Source organism: Bradyrhizobium sp. NBAIM01, assembly GCF_020194115.1.
Classification (GTDB): domain Bacteria; phylum Pseudomonadota; class Alphaproteobacteria; order Rhizobiales; family Xanthobacteraceae; genus Bradyrhizobium; species Bradyrhizobium yuanmingense.
Map to the genome: position 1 here is coordinate 1 of NZ_JADYVU010000026.1, position 16,344 is coordinate 16,344.

The 16,344-nt window shown below is 65.6% G+C and carries 16 protein-coding genes; 7 read left to right on the forward strand and 9 right to left on the reverse strand.

Annotation, left to right across the window (positions count from 1 at the left end; translation table 11 throughout):
- Positions 1 to 397 precede the first annotated feature (397 nt).
- Both dapF and mtaB read left to right on the forward strand, forming a co-directional pair.
- Positions 398 to 1,273 carry a diaminopimelate epimerase gene (dapF, locus tag I6F31_RS35575; RefSeq protein ID WP_036024567.1) on the forward strand — a complete coding sequence of 292 codons (876 nt, stop codon included), beginning with the start codon at positions 398 to 400 and terminating at the stop codon, positions 1,271 to 1,273.
- Complete coding sequence (gene mtaB, locus I6F31_RS35580) at positions 1,273 to 2,526, forward strand: tRNA (N(6)-L-threonylcarbamoyladenosine(37)-C(2))-methylthiotransferase MtaB (RefSeq protein ID WP_225187013.1); 1,254 nt, start codon at positions 1,273 to 1,275, stop codon at positions 2,524 to 2,526. The genes dapF and mtaB overlap by 1 nt, the downstream gene beginning before the upstream one ends.
- A gap of 167 nt (positions 2,527 to 2,693) precedes the next feature.
- Here mtaB and I6F31_RS35585 read toward each other — a convergent pair whose 3' ends face one another.
- Together I6F31_RS35585 and I6F31_RS35590 are read right to left on the reverse strand one after the other, a co-directional pair.
- Positions 2,694 to 3,803, reverse strand: coding sequence for a DUF2336 domain-containing protein (locus tag I6F31_RS35585; protein WP_225187014.1), 1,110 nt, complete (start codon positions 3,801 to 3,803; stop codon positions 2,694 to 2,696).
- 251 nt (positions 3,804 to 4,054) lie between these two features.
- On the reverse strand, positions 4,055 to 4,738 hold the full coding sequence (locus I6F31_RS35590) for an RNA pseudouridine synthase (protein WP_225148684.1): 684 nt from the start codon (positions 4,736 to 4,738) through the stop codon (positions 4,055 to 4,057).
- Positions 4,739 to 4,813: 75 nt separating this feature from the next.
- On the opposite strand from I6F31_RS35590, the gene ftsY reads away from it, so the two are divergent.
- Positions 4,814 to 5,758: a signal recognition particle-docking protein FtsY gene (gene ftsY / locus I6F31_RS35595; protein ID WP_036008849.1), complete on the forward strand. Its 945-nt coding sequence runs from the start codon at positions 4,814 to 4,816 to the stop codon at positions 5,756 to 5,758.
- Between the two features lie 122 nt (positions 5,759 to 5,880).
- On the forward strand, positions 5,881 to 6,483 hold the full coding sequence (locus I6F31_RS35600) for a septation protein A (protein ID WP_225138552.1): 603 nt from the start codon (positions 5,881 to 5,883) through the stop codon (positions 6,481 to 6,483).
- Between the two features lie 103 nt (positions 6,484 to 6,586).
- Here the strand turns inward: I6F31_RS35600 and I6F31_RS35605 are convergent, their stop codons facing one another.
- The 5 genes from I6F31_RS35605 to ccmA all read right to left on the reverse strand — a co-directional run bounded on the left by I6F31_RS35605 (position 6,587) and on the right by ccmA (position 9,748).
- The gene (locus I6F31_RS35605; protein ID WP_225132161.1) at positions 6,587 to 7,180 is read right to left on the reverse strand and encodes a DsbE family thiol:disulfide interchange protein; all 594 of its coding nucleotides are present in this window, start codon (positions 7,178 to 7,180) and stop codon (positions 6,587 to 6,589) included.
- Positions 7,177 to 7,362, reverse strand: a complete 186-nt coding sequence (gene ccmD / locus I6F31_RS35610) for a heme exporter protein CcmD (protein WP_225148683.1) — start codon at positions 7,360 to 7,362, stop codon at positions 7,177 to 7,179. The genes I6F31_RS35605 and ccmD overlap by 4 nt, the downstream gene beginning before the upstream one ends.
- Complete coding sequence (locus I6F31_RS35615; RefSeq protein ID WP_225148682.1) at positions 7,359 to 8,150, reverse strand: heme ABC transporter permease; 792 nt, start codon at positions 8,148 to 8,150, stop codon at positions 7,359 to 7,361. The genes ccmD and I6F31_RS35615 overlap by 4 nt, the downstream gene beginning before the upstream one ends.
- Before the next feature lie 91 nt (positions 8,151 to 8,241).
- A complete protein-coding gene (gene ccmB / locus I6F31_RS35620; RefSeq protein WP_025032861.1) occupies positions 8,242 to 8,910 on the reverse strand; it encodes a heme exporter protein CcmB in 669 nt (222 codons plus the stop codon).
- 235 nt (positions 8,911 to 9,145) lie between these two features.
- Positions 9,146 to 9,748, reverse strand: coding sequence for a heme ABC exporter ATP-binding protein CcmA (gene ccmA, locus I6F31_RS35625; RefSeq protein WP_225148685.1), 603 nt, complete (start codon positions 9,746 to 9,748; stop codon positions 9,146 to 9,148).
- Positions 9,749 to 9,989: 241 nt separating this feature from the next.
- On the opposite strand from ccmA, the gene acnA reads away from it, so the two are divergent.
- The 3 genes from acnA (at position 9,990) to I6F31_RS35640 (ending at position 14,625) form a co-directional block, all read left to right on the forward strand.
- Positions 9,990 to 12,710 carry an aconitate hydratase AcnA gene (gene acnA, locus I6F31_RS35630; protein ID WP_036040732.1) on the forward strand — a complete coding sequence of 907 codons (2,721 nt, stop codon included), beginning with the start codon at positions 9,990 to 9,992 and terminating at the stop codon, positions 12,708 to 12,710.
- A gap of 231 nt (positions 12,711 to 12,941) precedes the next feature.
- Positions 12,942 to 13,718, forward strand: a complete 777-nt coding sequence (locus I6F31_RS35635) for a DUF1223 domain-containing protein (RefSeq protein ID WP_225187015.1) — start codon at positions 12,942 to 12,944, stop codon at positions 13,716 to 13,718.
- Between the two features lie 535 nt (positions 13,719 to 14,253).
- Positions 14,254 to 14,625, forward strand: a complete 372-nt coding sequence (locus tag I6F31_RS35640) for a DUF2794 domain-containing protein (RefSeq protein WP_036008814.1) — start codon at positions 14,254 to 14,256, stop codon at positions 14,623 to 14,625.
- A 132-nt stretch (positions 14,626 to 14,757) separates the two neighbouring features.
- On the opposite strand, the gene I6F31_RS35645 is transcribed toward I6F31_RS35640, so the two are convergent.
- Positions 14,758 to 15,288: a GNAT family N-acetyltransferase gene (locus I6F31_RS35645; RefSeq protein WP_036008811.1), complete on the reverse strand. Its 531-nt coding sequence runs from the start codon at positions 15,286 to 15,288 to the stop codon at positions 14,758 to 14,760.
- A gap of 250 nt (positions 15,289 to 15,538) precedes the next feature.
- A complete protein-coding gene (locus I6F31_RS35650; RefSeq protein WP_036008808.1) occupies positions 15,539 to 16,330 on the reverse strand; it encodes a Bax inhibitor-1/YccA family protein in 792 nt (263 codons plus the stop codon).
- Positions 16,331 to 16,344 lie beyond the last annotated feature (14 nt).

Here is a 16,344-nt window from a genome sequence, read left to right on the forward strand (position 1 = left end):
GCCGGGGCGGGCGCAGCCGACGGGGCCGGCAAGGGACTTGCCGATGCGGCTGGCGCCGGGCTCGCGGTCTGCGCCAGAGCGCCTGACAGCCCATGCGACAAGGCCGCAGCCGGGATCAGCGCGGCCAAAGCGAGGCGACGAAAAGTGTTCATTTTATTCTCCCCGAGGCCCGCTTCGTCGGGGCCTCAATTCATCAAGGCCTTACCCACCAAGGCCTTAACCCGTCCGCGCATCCCGGTTCGCGCGAACCGCGCCGTTCTAACACGCGAGCGCCGAATTCGTCCCATGACAGATGCGTCATGGCAGGCAACTTGCCCGATGTCCCGACCCGGGTGGCAAATCACTGGCCAAGCAGCCGAGGATCGCCATATAAGGCAGGCGAAATTCGGGAATTTTCATGAGCGCGCTGGCCAACCACGCATTTGCCAAGATGAACGGCATCGGCAACGAGATCGTCGTTGTCGACTTGCGCGATTCGGCGGCCAAGGTCACGCCGGACGATGCCCGCGCCGTCGCGTCCGCGAACGGCGGCGTGGCTTACGACCAGCTCATGGTGCTGCAGAGGCCGCGGCTCGACGGCACCGAGGCCTTCATCAGCATCTACAACAATGACGGCTCGGAGGCCGGTGCCTGCGGCAACGGCATGCGCTGCGTCGTGCGCCGCATCTTCGAGAAGACCGGGCAGACCAGTGCGACCTTCGAGACGGCCGCCGGCCTGCTCAATGCCTGGCAGGGTCCGGCGCCCGACCTCTACACAGTGGATATGGGCGCGCCGAAATTCGGCTGGCAGGACATTCCGCTGGCGGAAGAGTTTCGCGACACCCGCTACATCGAATTGCAGATCGGGCCGATCGACAATCCCATTCTGCATTCGCCCTCAGTGGTGAGCATGGGCAATCCGCACGCGGTGTTCTGGGTCGACGACGTCAACGCCTACGATCTCGGCCGCTTCGGTCCGCTCTTGGAAAACCATCCGATCTTCCCCGAGCGCGCCAACATCACGCTCGCCCATATCGTCGATCGCGAGCACATCACGATCCGCACCTGGGAGCGCGGCGCCGGCCTGACCAAGGCGTGCGGGTCGGCGGCCTGTGCCACGGCGGTCGCCGCCGCGCGGCTGAAGCGCGCCGAGCGCAAGGTCGAGATCACCTTGCCCGGCGGCAAGCTCGGCATCGAATGGCGCGAGCGCGACGACCACGTGCTGATGACGGGCACCGCGACCTTCGAATATGAGGGCAGCTTCGATCCGGCGCTGTTCGCGCCGGTGGCCTGATGGCCGTCGACATCGTCACCTTCGGTTGCCGCCTCAACGCCTTCGAGGCCGAGGTGATCCGCAGCAAGGCGGAAGTCGCAGGGCTTTCCGACACCATCGTCATCAACAGCTGCGCCGTCACCAACGAGGCGGTGGCGCAGGCGCGCCAATCGATCCGCAAGCTGAAGCGCGAGCGCCCCGAGGCGCGCATCGTCGTCACCGGCTGCGCGGCGCAGACGCAGGCTGCGATGTTTGCGGGCATGGCCGAGGTCGATCGCGTCGTCGGCAATGACGACAAGATGCGCGGCGAAGCGTGGCGGGAGACGCGCCACGCTTTCGATCTTGGCGCCAGCGAGAAGATCGCCGTCAGCGACATCATGGCGGTGAAGGAGATGGCGCCGCACCTCGTCGATGGCTATGCGAGCGGCCTGCCGCGCGTCTTCGTGCAGGTGCAGAACGGCTGCGATCATCGCTGCACCTTCTGCATCATCCCGTTCGGCCGCGGCAATTCGCGCTCGGTGCCGATGGGCGCGGTGGTCGATCAGGTGCGCACCCTGGTCGAGCGCGGCCATGCCGAGATCGTGCTGACCGGCGTCGATCTCACGAGCTACGGTGCGGACCTGCCCGGCGCGCCCAAGCTCGGCCTGCTGACCAAGCAGATCCTGCGCCATGTGCCCGAGCTCAAGCGCCTGCGCATCTCCTCGATCGATTCGATCGAGGCCGATGACGACCTGCTCGATGCCATCGCCGACGATTCGCGCCTGATGCCGCATCTGCATCTGTCGCTGCAGTCGGGCGACGACATGATCCTGAAGCGCATGAAGCGGCGGCATTCGCGGCAGGATGCGATTGGCTTCTGCGAGCAGGTGCGCCGCCTGCGCTCCGATGTCGTCTTCGGCGCCGACATCATCGCGGGCTTCCCGACCGAGACCGAGGACATGTTCTCGCGCTCGCTCGATCTCGTCGAGCAATGCGGCCTGACCTTCCTGCACGTCTTCCCTTATTCGCCGCGGCCCGGCACGCCCGCCGCGCGGATGCCGCAGGTGGCGGGAGGCCTGATCAAGGCGCGTGCGCGACGGCTGCGTGCGGCCGGCGAAGCGGCGTTGCGGCAGCGCCTGCAAGCCGAGATCGGCGCGACGCGCGACGTGCTGATCGAGAGCGACGGGCAGGGCCGCACGGAACATTATCTGCCGGTGGTGATTGCGGGCGAGCGGGTGGGAAGCATCGTGCGGCTGAAGATTGCTGGCATTGATGGCGAGCGGCTCACGACGTAAGCAGCTGCTCTCTTCCTTCTCCCCTTGTGAGAGAAGGTGGCGCGAAGCGCCGGATGAGGGGTTGTATCCGCGCAATCGCATTGAGAGGTCATGCGCGGAGAGAGACCCCTCACCCGTCTCGCCGCTCTCGCGGCGAGCCATCCTCTCCCGCAAGGGGAGAGGGAAAACTACGACGCCCTGACCTGCCAGAATCGCAGCGTGCGCTTGGCGTTCTCCGCCGTCATTCTCGCAAAATGCCCCTGCGCCCTGGCGATGTCCGCCGGCTTCATCGCGCCGGTCGCGAAGCGGCATTCGAGCACGGCCTTGGTCGTTTCCCAGCTGAGTTGTGCGGCCTTGCACGGCACCAGCAGACCGTCCTCGCGCAGACTCTGCATCAGCGGTCGGATCACCTCGACCGTCGATCCCGACAACGCCGCCAGCGCCGCCACCGTCTCCTCATAGCGCCGCTGTCTGGCGAAGCCGAGCAACGTCGCCTCGTCGAGCTGGCCGGTGGCCTTGAGGCCGGCGATGGCGCGCTTGGCACCTTCGAAATCGCGCACCGCCGACATTTCGCGTTCGGCGCCGATGGCGACGGCGGCGATCGCGCTCTGGATCTCCTCGAACAGATGCGGCGGGGCGCGCGACGACAGGCGGGTGCGCACGGCGTCCGTCGCCGAGCGCAGCAATTGGCGGCGCAGCTCCGAGGGCAAGTCGACGCGGACGCCGACACTGACTGCGAGCTCCGGATCGCTTTCGGCCTGGCCGACGATGATGGCGAACCCTTTTCCGGAGACGCGCGCGCCGGGATTGACCGCAAGCCGCCGGCTGACGCTGGGGTAGCGGCGCGCCAGCAGCGCGTCGGTGACGATCTCCTTCAGCCACCAGCGGCCGGCGACCGCGAGCAGATGCGGCTCGCCCTTAGCTGATGCGATCTTCACCAGCTCGCCGTCGTCGAGGCGCGCGGATTCCTGCAGCACGGGGCCGGCGATGCGGATCTCGTCATTGTTGGCGAGGCGGCGGATCACCGACGGCGGCGCCTGCGCGACCGGCGCCAGCTGCGCGCTGATCTCGGCCAGCGCCACGCGCGCTGCCACATCGGCGATGGCGCGCAGCTCGATGGTGCCGATCAGGCGCTCGAGCACGTCGTCGAACAGCGCGATCTGCTCGTCGTCGAAATTGCCGGCGGAGGAGAGGAACAGCTCGGTGACGCGCCGGGCCGTCGCCAGGCCCTTTTCCGGCGAGCCGATCCGCAGTGCGGATTCGACCTCGTCGATGATCGATAGCCCGGTATTGGTCATCGCGCGCGGCTCGTCCTGAGCGGTTACGGAAGCTTGTTCTAAGCAACCGTTATCATTAGAGGCGAGCGCTGAAGGTTTCGTAAACCATGGCACGGTAGCCGAGCACAGCCGCTTCTCGACCGACCACCGCTCCTCATCCCGAGGAGCCCCGCGAAGCGGGCGTCTCGAAGGATGGATACGGCCGCGATGCGCGGGGCCTCTATGGTTCGAGACGGCGCTGACGCGCCTCCTCACCATGAGGGTCTAAGAGGCTACTCCCCCTTCCACCCGCAGGCCCGGAGCTTCTCGTGCATATGCGGCGGGGCCGGCGCCACCACGCGGACCGGCTCCTTGTTCCGGGAGATCGGCACCACGATCTCGCGCGAATGCAGGTGCAGGCGCGGCTCGCCGAAGCGCGGACCGTTGCCGTAAATGTTATCGCCGAAGATCGGCCAGCCGCTCGCGGCCGCATGCACCCGCAATTGATGGGTCCGGCCGGTCACCGGTTCCATGGCAAGCCAGGTGAAACCGTCGCCCCGGCCCATCACCTTCCAGCTCGTGATCGCCTTCTGCCCTTCCGGATCCGGCTTCTGCCACCAGCCGCGTTCGGCATTGAGCCGGCCGAGCGGCATGTCGATGGTGCCTTCGTCCTCGGCAGGGCCGCCTTCGACCACGGTCCAGTAGGTTTTGCCGATCTTGCCGTGCTTGAACAAAAGGCCCAGCGATGCCGTCGCCTTGCGGTGGCGGCCGAGCACGAGGCAGCCCGAGGTGTCCTTGTCCAGCCGGTGGGCCAGCACCGGCGGTCGCGGCAGGCCGAAACGCAGCGCGTCGAAGCAATCCTCCAGATTGGGGCCGCCCTTGGGGCCGCGATGCACCGGCAGGCCGGCAGGCTTGTCGATGACCAGCATCAGGCCGTCGCGATGGAGCACGCGGGCCAAGATCTCATCGGCGGTCATTTGGGGAACATCGAGCAATCGCAGGACTTTCGGTCAAGGCTTTCGTTTACGGGCCGGAACGGCTAACACGCCACCATGAACGATACCACCTCCGAGACCCCCAAGCTGAGCTGGTGGCGCCGCCTGTCCAATGGGCTGAAGCGCACCTCGTCCTCGCTTGGGACCGCGGTCGCCGACCTCGTCACCAAGCGCAAGCTCGACCGCGCCATGCTCGACGACATCGAGGACGTGCTGCTGCGCGCCGACCTCGGCACGTCGGTCGCGGTGCGCATTGCGGATGCCGTCGGCACGGGGCGCTACGACAAGGCGATCTCGGCGGACGAGGTCAAGGACGTCGTCGCGACCGAGGTCGAGAAGGTGCTGTCGCCGGTGGCAAAGCCGCTCGTGATCGATGCGGCAAAAAAGCCGTTCGTGATCCTCGTGGTCGGCGTCAACGGTTCCGGCAAGACCACCACGATCGGCAAGCTGTCGCAGAAATTCGCCTCCGAAGGCCGCAAGGTGATGCTGGCTGCCGGCGACACGTTTCGCGCCGCCGCCATCGAGCAGCTCAAGGTCTGGGGCGAGCGGACGAAGACGCCCGTCATCGCAGGCGCGCAGGGCTCGGATTCGGCGAGCCTTGCCTTCAACGCGCTCACCGCGGCGAAGGAGCAGAATGTCGACGTGCTGCTGATCGACACCGCCGGCCGCTTGCAGAACAAGGCCGAGCTGATGAACGAGCTCGAGAAGGTCGTGCGCGTGATCCGCAAGGTGGATGACACTGCGCCGCATGCCGTGCTGCTGGTGCTGGATGCGACCGTCGGCCAGAATGCGCTGTCGCAGGTCGAGGCCTTCCATCGCACCGCCGGGGTCACCGGCCTCGTGATGACCAAGCTCGACGGCACCGCGCGCGGCGGCATCCTGGTGGCGCTCGCGGAGAAGTTCAAGCTGCCGGTGCACTTCATCGGCGTCGGCGAAGGCGTCGACGATCTCGCGCCCTTCACCGCGCGCGACTTCGCCCGCGCCATCGCCGGAATCGAATAGCGTCATCCTTCGAGGCGCCGCTTGCGCGGCTCCTCAGGATGAGGTCGTGCCACACATGAGGTCCTCATCCTGAGGAGACCGCGAAGCGGTCGTCTCGAAGGATGGGAGATACGGAACAGAGAATGGACAAGACCCAGCCGCATCCGCTGTTCAAGCTCGCGACCGAGCTCGGTCCGCTGCTCGTGTTTTTCTTCGTCAACGCGAAGTTCAATCTGTTCGCGGCGACCGGCGCCTTCATGGTGGCCATCGCGGTCGCGATGGCCGCCTCTTACATCGTGACGCGTCACATCCCGATCATGGCGATCGTCACGGGCGTGATCGTGCTGGTGTTCGGCACGCTGACCCTGGTGCTGCACGACGAGACGTTCATCAAGCTCAAGCCGACCATCATCTACGGCCTGTTCGCCGCGATCCTCGGCGGCGGCCTGTTGTTCGGCCGTTCCTTCATCGCCGTGATGTTCGACCAGGTGTTCAACCTGACGCCGCAGGGCTGGCGCATCCTCACCTTGCGCTGGGCGCTGTTCTTCGCCGGAATGGCGGTGCTGAACGAGATCGTCTGGCGCACCCAGAGCACGGATTTCTGGGTGAACTTCAAGGTATTCGGCGTCACTCCGATCACGATGATCTTCGCCATCGCACAGATGCCGCTGACCAAGCGCTATCATCTGGCGCCGGTCTCGCTGGAGAGAAGCGAGGCCGAGGCGGGGGATGTGAGCAAGGGGTGATGGTCCGCTCGTCATTGCGAGCGAAGCGAAGCAATCCAGAATGCCTCTGCGGAGGGACTCTGGATTGCTTCGTCGCAAGAGCTCCTCGCAATGACGATCTTCGCTACGACCCTGCCTTCAGCGCCTTCTCCAGCTCCGGCATCAGCACGGCCTTGAGATTTTGCGGCGTGATCGGCCCGACCAGCTTGTAGACGATGGTGCCCTCGCGCCCGACGACGAAGGTCTCCGGCACGCCATAGACGCCCCATTCGATCGACGCGCGGCCGTTGGCGTCGACGCCGACGTGGCCGAACGGGTTGCCGTAGCGGCCGAGGAAGCGGCGCGCATTGTCGGCGGCGTCCTTGTAGTTGATGCCGACCAGCTGGAAGCGCTTGTCTTTTGCCATTTCGGTCAAAAGCGGCGCTTCGTCATGGCAGGGCACGCACCAGGACGCCCAGACGTTGACGAGGCTGACCTTGCCCTTGAAGGCGGCGGGATCGAGTCCCGGGACCTGCGCGCCATTCTCTTGCAATCCCTGGAGCGGCGGCAGCACGGTCTGCGGTGCGGGCCGGCCGATCAGCGCCGAGGGAATCCGCGAGGGATCTCCGCTGCCGAGCCGGAACCAGAACAGAAGCGCGAGGCCGATGAAGACGATCAGCGGCAGCATCACCAGGAAGGCGCGGCGCTGTGGCGGAGCGGAAGCAGGCTGATCGCTCATCGCAGCTCCGTCGCACTGCGGCCCGACCGGCGGGTGATGCCGCGCTGCTCCAGCTCGCGCAGGCGCTGCGTCTGGCTGCGATAATCGAGCATGACCCAGCCGATCAGGATCGCGACCACGAGGGCGACAGCTGCGTAAGACGCCACGATGAAAGTGGCATAAGGACCGAGCGACATCGTCATGCAGCCCCAGCTTCTTTGGACGCGTTGTCTTCACGCGAACCGGCGGCCACTTCGCTCGAAAACGCGATCCGGCTGGCCTGCATCATCTGCAGCGAGCGGACACGGCGGCGCAAAATCTCGTTGCGCATCGCGGCCAGGTGCAGCGTGACGAACAGCAGCGTGAAGGCGACCGCCATCACCAGCAGCGGAATCAGGAACGACTTGTCCAGCGCCGAGCCGCCCATGCGTATCACCGAGGCGGGCTGGTGCAGCGTGTTCCACCAATCGACCGAGAACTTGATGATCGGCAGGTTGATCGCGCCGACCAGGGTCAGTACCGCGGCAGCGCGCGCCGCACGCGAGGGATCGTCGACCGCGCGCCACAGCGCCATCAGGCCGAGATACATCAGGAACAGGATCAGCACCGAGGTCAGCCGCGCGTCCCATTCCCAATAGGTGCCCCACATCGGCCGGCCCCAGAGCGAGCCCGTGAGCAACGCGAGGAAGGTGAAGGCGGCGCCGATCGGAGCTGCGGCCTTGGCGGCGACGTCGGCGAGCGGATGCCGCCACACCAGCGTGCCCAACGATGCGATGCTCATCACGCCCCACACGAACATCGACAGCCAGGCATTGGGCACGTGGATGAACATGATCTTGACGGTCGCGCCCTGCTGATAGTCGTCGGGCGCGAGCGCAGCTTGATAGAGACCGATCGTGAGCAGGATGATTGTCGCGGCCGCCAGCCACGGCAACACCCGCGCTGTCAGCGCGAGGAACCGCGTGGGGTTGGCGAGGTCGATCAGCGTCATGGTATCCTGATAATCACCGGGGGCCGCTCAGGCAATCAGCACGAAAGCCCGTCGCGAAAGTTGATCCGGGTCAAGGTCCGTCGAGCCCATCTCAGTCGAGGCCATGCCGCAGGCTTGCTGCGGCCGCGAACGGGCCGATCACGAGGCTGACCAGCGACAGTGCGCACAGGATCGAGAACGGCGCGCCGAAGGTCATGGGACCGACGATCACCGCCTGCGAGGCCGCAACGCCGAAAATCAGCACGGGAATCGACAGCGGCAGCACCAGCACCGCCATCAACAGCCCGCCGCGATGCAGCGTCACCGCCAGCGCCGCGCCGATCATGCCGGTGAAGGTCAGCGCCGGAGTGCCCGCCAGCAGCGTCAGCGCCACCGCGGCCGTGGCGATCATGTCGAGGTTGAGCAACAGGCCGAGCACGGGGGTTGCGACAATCAGCGGCAGGCCGGCGGCGAGCCAATGCGCCAGCGCCTTGGCGGCGCAGGCGAGTTCCAGCGGCGTTCGGCTCATCGTGATCAGGTCGAGCGAGCCGTCCTCATGGTCGGCCATGAACAGCCGGTCGAGGGTCAGCAGGCTGGCCAGGAGGGCGCCGAGCCAGAGGATCGCAGGTCCCAGCCGCGACAGCAGCGCCAGATCCGGCCCGACCGCGAACGGCATCAGCACCACCACGGTCAGGAAGAACAAGACGCCAATCAAGGCCCCGCCGCCGACGCGGAGCGCGATGCGGATGTCCCGGCGGATGAGGGCGGCAAGGGCGGTCATGGGGCGGCTCTCCCGGCGGAGCGGACGTGGGAGCCGGGCTGGAGTTCCGGGTGCGGTGCGCTCCCTCCCCCGCCTGCGGGGGAGGGGTGGGGAGAGGGTGTCTCGACAACGACGACTCCCCCAGAGGAGAGAACCCTCTCCCGGCGCTCCGCGCCCGCCTCTCCCGTACGCGGGAGAGGCGGGGGAACGGGGAGAGCAGCGCGCGGCCGCTTGGAAAACTGAGGGTGCCTGAACTTCACGCCACACCTCCGATCCGCAGCTCCCGCGATTCGATGCCGAGCGGGGCATGCGTCGCCGCGACGATCATGCCGCCGGCGGCCAGATGCTCGCGCATCAGGCCGGCGAACATGTCCTGACCGGCGACATCAAGCGCATTGGTCGGCTCATCCAGGAGCCAGACCGGGCGGCGGACGGTCAGCAGCCGCGCCAGCGACAGCCGGCGGCGCTGTCCCGCGGACAGGAATCCGGCGGGCAGATGGATGGCGTGGTCGAGCCCCACCTTGGCAAGGCTCTCGACGGCATCGAAACGCTCGCCGCCGAGAAAATCAGCCCAAAACGTCAGGTTTTCGGCCACGCTCAGCGCCGGCTTCAGGGCATCGCGATGGCCGAGATAGTGGCACTGCTCCGCCAGAGTCAGCTCGCTATGGTCTCCCTCCAGCGCGATCGTCCCGCCGGCGGGGACGAGCAGGCCCGCGATCAGCCGCAGCAGCGAGGTCTTGCCCGATCCATTGCGGCCGACCACAGCCACGGCCTCGCCCGACCCGGCCGCGAAATCGAGCCCGGCGAACACCTCGCGCCCGCCCCGCACGCATCTCAGCCCGTGACCTGACAGCCGCATGTCGCCTTGGTTCAGTCCGCTCACAGCCGGGCCTCAGGAAATCTTGGGGTAGCGCATGGGAATTTTTGGCTCGCGAATTGCTGCGGCACGATAGTGGCTGTGGCGGCGCGGTTAGAAAGCTTCTATAAGCCCGGAACTACTTGATGCAGCAACTCAACCTGCCCCTGCAAGCGGCCCAGCCTGATACGCTGACGGTGTTAAAATACCCTGCCGGGTATAACTAGCAATTGGGATCTCCTACATGACCTCGCTCGACAGCTTCAAATGCAAAAAGACTCTCAAGGTCGGCGCCAAGACCTATGTCTATTACAGCCTGCCCACCGCCGAGAAGAATGGTCTGAAGGGAATTTCGAAACTTCCCTACTCGATGAAGGTCCTGCTCGAGAATTTGCTGCGCAACGAGGACGGCCGCTCGGTCAAGAAGGAAGACATCGTCGCGGTGTCGAAATGGCTGCGCAAGAAGTCGCTGGAGCATGAGATCGCCTTCCGCCCGGCGCGGGTGCTGATGCAGGACTTCACCGGCGTGCCCGCGGTGGTCGACCTCGCCGCGATGCGCAACGCGATGCAGAAGCTCGGCGGCGAGCCTGAGAAGATCAACCCCTTGGTGCCCGTCGATCTCGTCATTGACCATTCCGTGATCGTGAACTTCTTCGGCGACAACAAGGCTTTCGGCAAGAACGTCACCGAGGAATACAAGCAGAACCAGGAGCGCTACGAGTTCCTGAAGTGGGGCCAGAAGGCGTTCTCGAACTTCTCCGTCGTGCCGCCTGGCACCGGCATCTGCCATCAGGTCAACCTCGAATATCTGGCCCAGACGGTCTGGACCAAGAAGGAGAAGATGACCGTCGGCAAGAAGACCGGCACCTTCGAGGTGGCCTATCCCGATTCGCTGGTCGGCACCGATTCGCACACCACCATGGTCAACGGCCTTGCCGTGCTCGGCTGGGGCGTCGGCGGCATCGAGGCGGAAGCCTGCATGCTCGGCCAGCCGCTGTCGATGCTGCTGCCCAACGTCGTCGGCTTCAAGCTGAAGGGCGCGCTGAAGGAAGGCGTCACCGCGACCGACCTCGTGCTCACCGTGACGCAGATGCTGCGCAAGCTTGGCGTGGTCGGCAAGTTCGTCGAGTTCTTCGGCCCCGGCCTCGACCACCTCTCGGTCGCCGACAAGGCGACGATCGCCAACATGGCGCCCGAATACGGCGCGACCTGCGGCTTCTTCCCGGTCGATGCCGCCGCGCTCGATTATCTCAAGACCTCCGGCCGTGCCTCGGCCCGCGTCGCGCTGGTGCAGGCCTATGCCAAGGCGCAGGGCCTGTTCCGCACGGCCAAGTCGCCCGACCCCGTGTTCACGGAAACGCTGACCCTCGACCTCGGCGACGTCGTGCCGTCGATGGCCGGCCCGAAGCGTCCCGAAGGCCGCATCGCGCTGCCGACCGTCGCGGACGGCTTCTCGCTCGCGCTTGCCAGCGAGTACAAGAAGGCCGAGGAGCCGGCCAAGCGTTTCCCCGTCGACGGCAAGAACTTCGACATCGGCCATGGCGACGTCGTGATCGCTGCGATCACCTCCTGCACCAACACCTCGAACCCGAGCGTGCTCATCGGTGCCGGCCTGCTCGCGCGCAATGCGGCTGCGAAGGGCCTCAAGGCCAAGCCGTGGGTGAAGACCTCGCTCGCGCCGGGCAGCCAGGTGGTCGCGGAATATCTCGCCAATTCCGGTCTGCAGCCCGATCTCGACAAAGTCGGATTCAACCTGGTCGGCTTCGGCTGCACCACCTGCATCGGCAATTCCGGTCCGCTGCCTGAGGAGATCTCGAAGTCGATCAACGACAACGGCGTCGTCGCGGCCGCCGTGCTCTCCGGCAACCGCAACTTCGAAGGCCGCGTTTCGCCGGATGTGCAGGCGAACTACCTGGCCTCGCCGCCGCTGGTGGTCGCCTACGCGCTCGCGGGCAGCGTCACCAAGAACCTCGCCACCGAGCCGCTCGGCGAGGGCAAGGACGGCAAGCCGGTGTACCTGAAGGACATCTGGCCGACGACCAAGGAGATCAACGCCTTCATGAAGAAGTTCGTGACCGCGTCGATCTTCAAGAAGAAGTATGCCGACGTGTTCAAGGGCGACACCAACTGGCGCAAGATCAAGACAGTCGAGAGTGAGACCTATCGCTGGAACATGTCTTCGACCTATGTGCAGAACCCGCCCTACTTCGAGGGCATGAAGAAGGAGCCGGAGCCGGTCACCGACATCGTCGAGGCGCGCATCCTCGCCATGTTCGGCGACAAGATCACCACCGACCACATCTCGCCGGCCGGCTCGATCAAGCTCACCTCGCCCGCCGGCAAATATCTCAGCGAGCACCAGGTGCGTCCGGCCGACTTCAACCAGTACGGCACGCGTCGCGGCAACCATGAAGTGATGATGCGCGGCACCTTCGCCAACATCCGCATCAAGAACTTCATGCTGAAGGGCGCGGACGGAAACATCCCCGAGGGCGGCCTGACCAAGCACTGGCCCGACGGCGAGCAGATGTCGATCTACGACGCCGCGATGAAGTACCAGGAAGAGAAGGTGCCGCTGGTGGTGTTCGCGGGTGCCGAGTACGGCAATGGCTCCTCGCGCGACTGGGCCGCCAAGGGCACGCGCCTGCTCGGCGTGCGCGCCGTGATCTGCCAGAGCTTCGAGCGCATCCACCGCTCCAATCTGGTCGGCATGGGCGTGCTGCCGCTGACCTTCGAGGAAGGCACCTCCTGGCAGTCGCTTGGGCTGAAGGGTGACGAGAAGGTGACCATCCGCGGCCTCGTCGGCGACCTCAAGCCGCGCCAGAAGCTGACCGCGGAGATCGTCTCCGGCGACGGTTCGCTGCAGCGCGTTTCGCTGCTCTGCCGCATCGATACGCTGGACGAGCTCGACTACTACCGCAACGGCGGCATCCTGCACTACGTGCTGCGCAAGCTCGCGGCGTAAACGCGGATTTGTGAATGATGGCTCACTGCGAAGTGAGTAGAAGCCTTAACGAAGGCGGCCTATCAAAGGCCGCCTTCGCGCGTTTGCGGTACGCTTCAGATGGGCCCGCCCGGCGGAAAACCTCCCTTTGGACGGTGGCCCGGATGGATGAATGTACCGCGCCCCGTAAGACTACGGTGACCATCCGGCGATAAGATTTCCCACTGAGAGCAACGGTGTGCGGCGTTCGACATGACGACAATGACGGCTTCCCCTCTGATTCCACGTTGGTCCGGTGCCCTCTGGTCGGGAGCTCTCGGCATATGTGCGATCATCGCCGTCATTCGTCCTGCCGAGGCTGAACCCCGCGCCGTCGTCGAATTGTTCACCTCGCAGGGCTGCTCCTCCTGCCCGCCCGCCGATCAGATCATCGGCGATCTCTCCAAGGACCCCTCGGTCATCGCGCTGAGCATGCCGATCGATTATTGGGACTATCTGGGCTGGAAGGACACGCTGGCGGATTCGCGCTTCTCTGCACGGCAGCGTGCCTATTCGCGCATGCGCGGCGACCGCGAGGTCTACACGCCGCAGGTCGTGGTCAACGGCTCCACCCATGTCATCGGCAGCGATCGCACCGGCATCGAGAACGCGATCGGCAAGACCGACAAGGGCACTGGCGTGATGAGCGTGCCGGTGACGATGTCGCTCTCGGGCAAGCAGATCAACGTGTCGGTAGCCGCAAGCAAGGAGCCCACGGTCTCGCGCGGCGAGGTCTGGATCTGCTCGATCGCGAAGTCGGTGCCGATCGCGATCACCCGCGGCGAGAACAAGGGACAGCAGGTCACCTATCACAACGTGGTGCGCAGCCTGCTCAAGGTCGGCGACTGGACCGGCCGTCCGGAGAGCTGGACGGTGCCGATCGAGAACCTCACGCGCGACGGCGTCGACGGCGCGGTGGTCTACGTCCAGGACGGCAGCCGCGAGCGACCGGGCCCGATGCTGGGTGCGGCCTACACGTCGCTGCATTGAAGCAGGCAGAACGTCTCAGCAATTGATGCTCGTCATTCCGGGGCGCGCCTCTTGGCGCGAACCCGGAATCCATTTCTCAGCTTGTGTGATGGTAAATGGATTCCGGGCTCGCGCTTCGCGCGCCCGGGAATGACGGCGGACCCGGAAACATCTCGGCACAAACAAAAAAGGACCAACTTGCGTTGGCCCTCCTTGTCGTGCGTACAGACCCGATCCTGTTCGACCCCGGGGGGCTGGGGGCTGAGGAATCCGGAACCGAAAGGACCGGGTCAACGCACGTCACCCTTTTCGCAGTGCAGGGCGGCAGGCGGTTGGCGGAAAAGCGGCGATACTATGATTCCTGCTAACGATCCCGTGACGGTTTGCCGCGACGGAGTTCCACTCTTGCGTGTGCCCTGATGCGGCGCCGATTCGATGGGTCGAGCCCCCTTGCGATGCGGAACGGTTGGCGCAATCATGCAATTGTCACGAACGCGGTTCCGGGGACGATCTTGGCGGACGCGGGTCATAGCCGTGCGATGAGGAGGCGCTTCCCATGAGTCTGACGTCGGAGGATGCCGATCCGAGCGAGCAGCGCGCGGCGGCGCGTCCTGCCGCGGCGCATGCGCAGCCGAACCGGGTGACGTTCAACCGGCTCGAGCTGCACCGGATTCTCAATCTCTACGGCCGCATGGTCGCCGACGGCGAATGGCGCGACTATGCCATCGACTTCCTGAAGGACCGCGCCGTGTTCTCGGTCTATCGCCGCGCCTCGGAAGTGCCGATCTATCGCATCGAGAAGGACCCGCGCCTGGCACGCAAGCAGGGCATGTACAGCGTGATCTCGGCGACCGGCCTGATCCTGCGTCGCGGCCACGAGCTCGAGCGGGTGCTGCTGGTGATCGATCGCAAATTGGCGGTGGTGTAGCGGTACGACCGGTGCCGTAGGATGGGTAGAGCTTCGTAGCCCGGATGGAGCGCAGCGCAATCCGGGGGCCGCTGCATCCGCGGACAGACCTATCCCGGATTTCGCTGCGCTCCATCCGGGCTACGGGACTGCCTACTTCCCCGGCACCGTGCTTGCGCCCTCGCCGAGGTCGCGCTGCATCATCACGGTGTCCAGCCAGCGGCCGAATTTCAGCCCGACACTGGGATGCGTGCCGATCATCTTGAAGCCGCACCTTGTGTGCACGCCGATCGACCCGGCATTGGCGGAATCGCCGATGACAGCGATCATCTGGCGAAAGCCGCGCGCTTCGCATTCGACGATCAGCCGTTCCAGCAGCATTGAGCCGACGCCGCGGCGGTGGAAGGACGGATCGAGATAGATCGAGTTCTCCACCGTGAAGCGATAGGCGGGCCGCGGCCGGTAGGCGCCGGCATAGGCATAGCCGGCCACGCGGCCGTCCAGCATGGCGACGAAATAGGGATAGCCGCCGTCGATCAGCGCGCGATAGCGGCGCGTCATTTCCGAGAGGTCGGGCGGCTCCAGCTCGAACGTCGCCGTGCCCTCGCGGACGGCCTGCTGGTAGATGGCGGTGACGGCGGGGAGGTCGGCCTCGGTGGTGGGCCTGATATCGGGTGCGGACATGGGGGAAGGATAGAGCGTTCCCTGAGGGGCCGGAAGAGGCTGCGCTGCCTCCACGCCCGTCATTGCGAGCGCAGCGAAGCAATCCAGAAATGCATCTGCGGAGGGGCTCTGGATTGCGTCGTCGCATCGGCGCAAAATTGCTGCGCAATTTTGTCGCGAGCTCCTCGCAATGACGGGGAGAGGCCGTACCCTCAAAACAAAAACCCCGGCCTTTCGGCCGGGGTTCGTGTCCGTTCTCTCGTCTCAGAGCTTACTCGCGCTGGCCGAGGAGCTGCAGCAGCAGCGTGAACAGGTTGATGAAGTTCAGGTACAGCGACAGTGCGCCGGTGATGGCCGAACGCTCTGCGACGTCACCGCCGGCCGAGGCATAGCCGTAGATGTAGTCGTTCTTCAGCCGCTGGGTATCCCAGGCAGTCAGGCCCGAGAACACCAGCACGCCGACCACCGACACGATGAACTGCAGCATCGAGCTGGCCAGGAACAGGTTCACCAGGCTGGCGAGAACGATGCCGATCAGGCCCATGAACAGGAATGAGCCCATGCCGGTCAGGTCACGCTTGGTGGTGTAGCCGTAGAGGCTCAGCGCACCGAAGGTCGCCGCGGTGATGAAGAACACCCGCACGATCGAGGTGTGCGTGAACACCAGGAAGATCGACGACAGCGAGATGCCCATCAGCGCCGCGAACACCCAGAACAGGATCTGGGCGGTCGAGGGTGCCAGACGGTTTATGCCCGCCGAGATCACGAACACCATCGCGAGCGGCGCCAGGATGAACAGCCACTTCAGGGGGCTGACGAACATGGCGTAGCCGAACGGTGTCAGGAACACCTTGCCGACGCGGACGGCGTCCGCCGTCGGAACGTCGGTCACGGCGGCCATGTAGACGCCGAGCGCGGCAAGGCCGGTGATGGCCAGGCCAATGCTCATGTAGTTGTAGATGCGCAGCATATAGGCGCGCAGGCCGGCATCGACCGTCGCGGCGTCAACACGCCCGGCGGCCCTGCCGAAAGGAGAAGCGTAGTTACGGTCTAGGTCCGACATGGTCGAATTCCCGT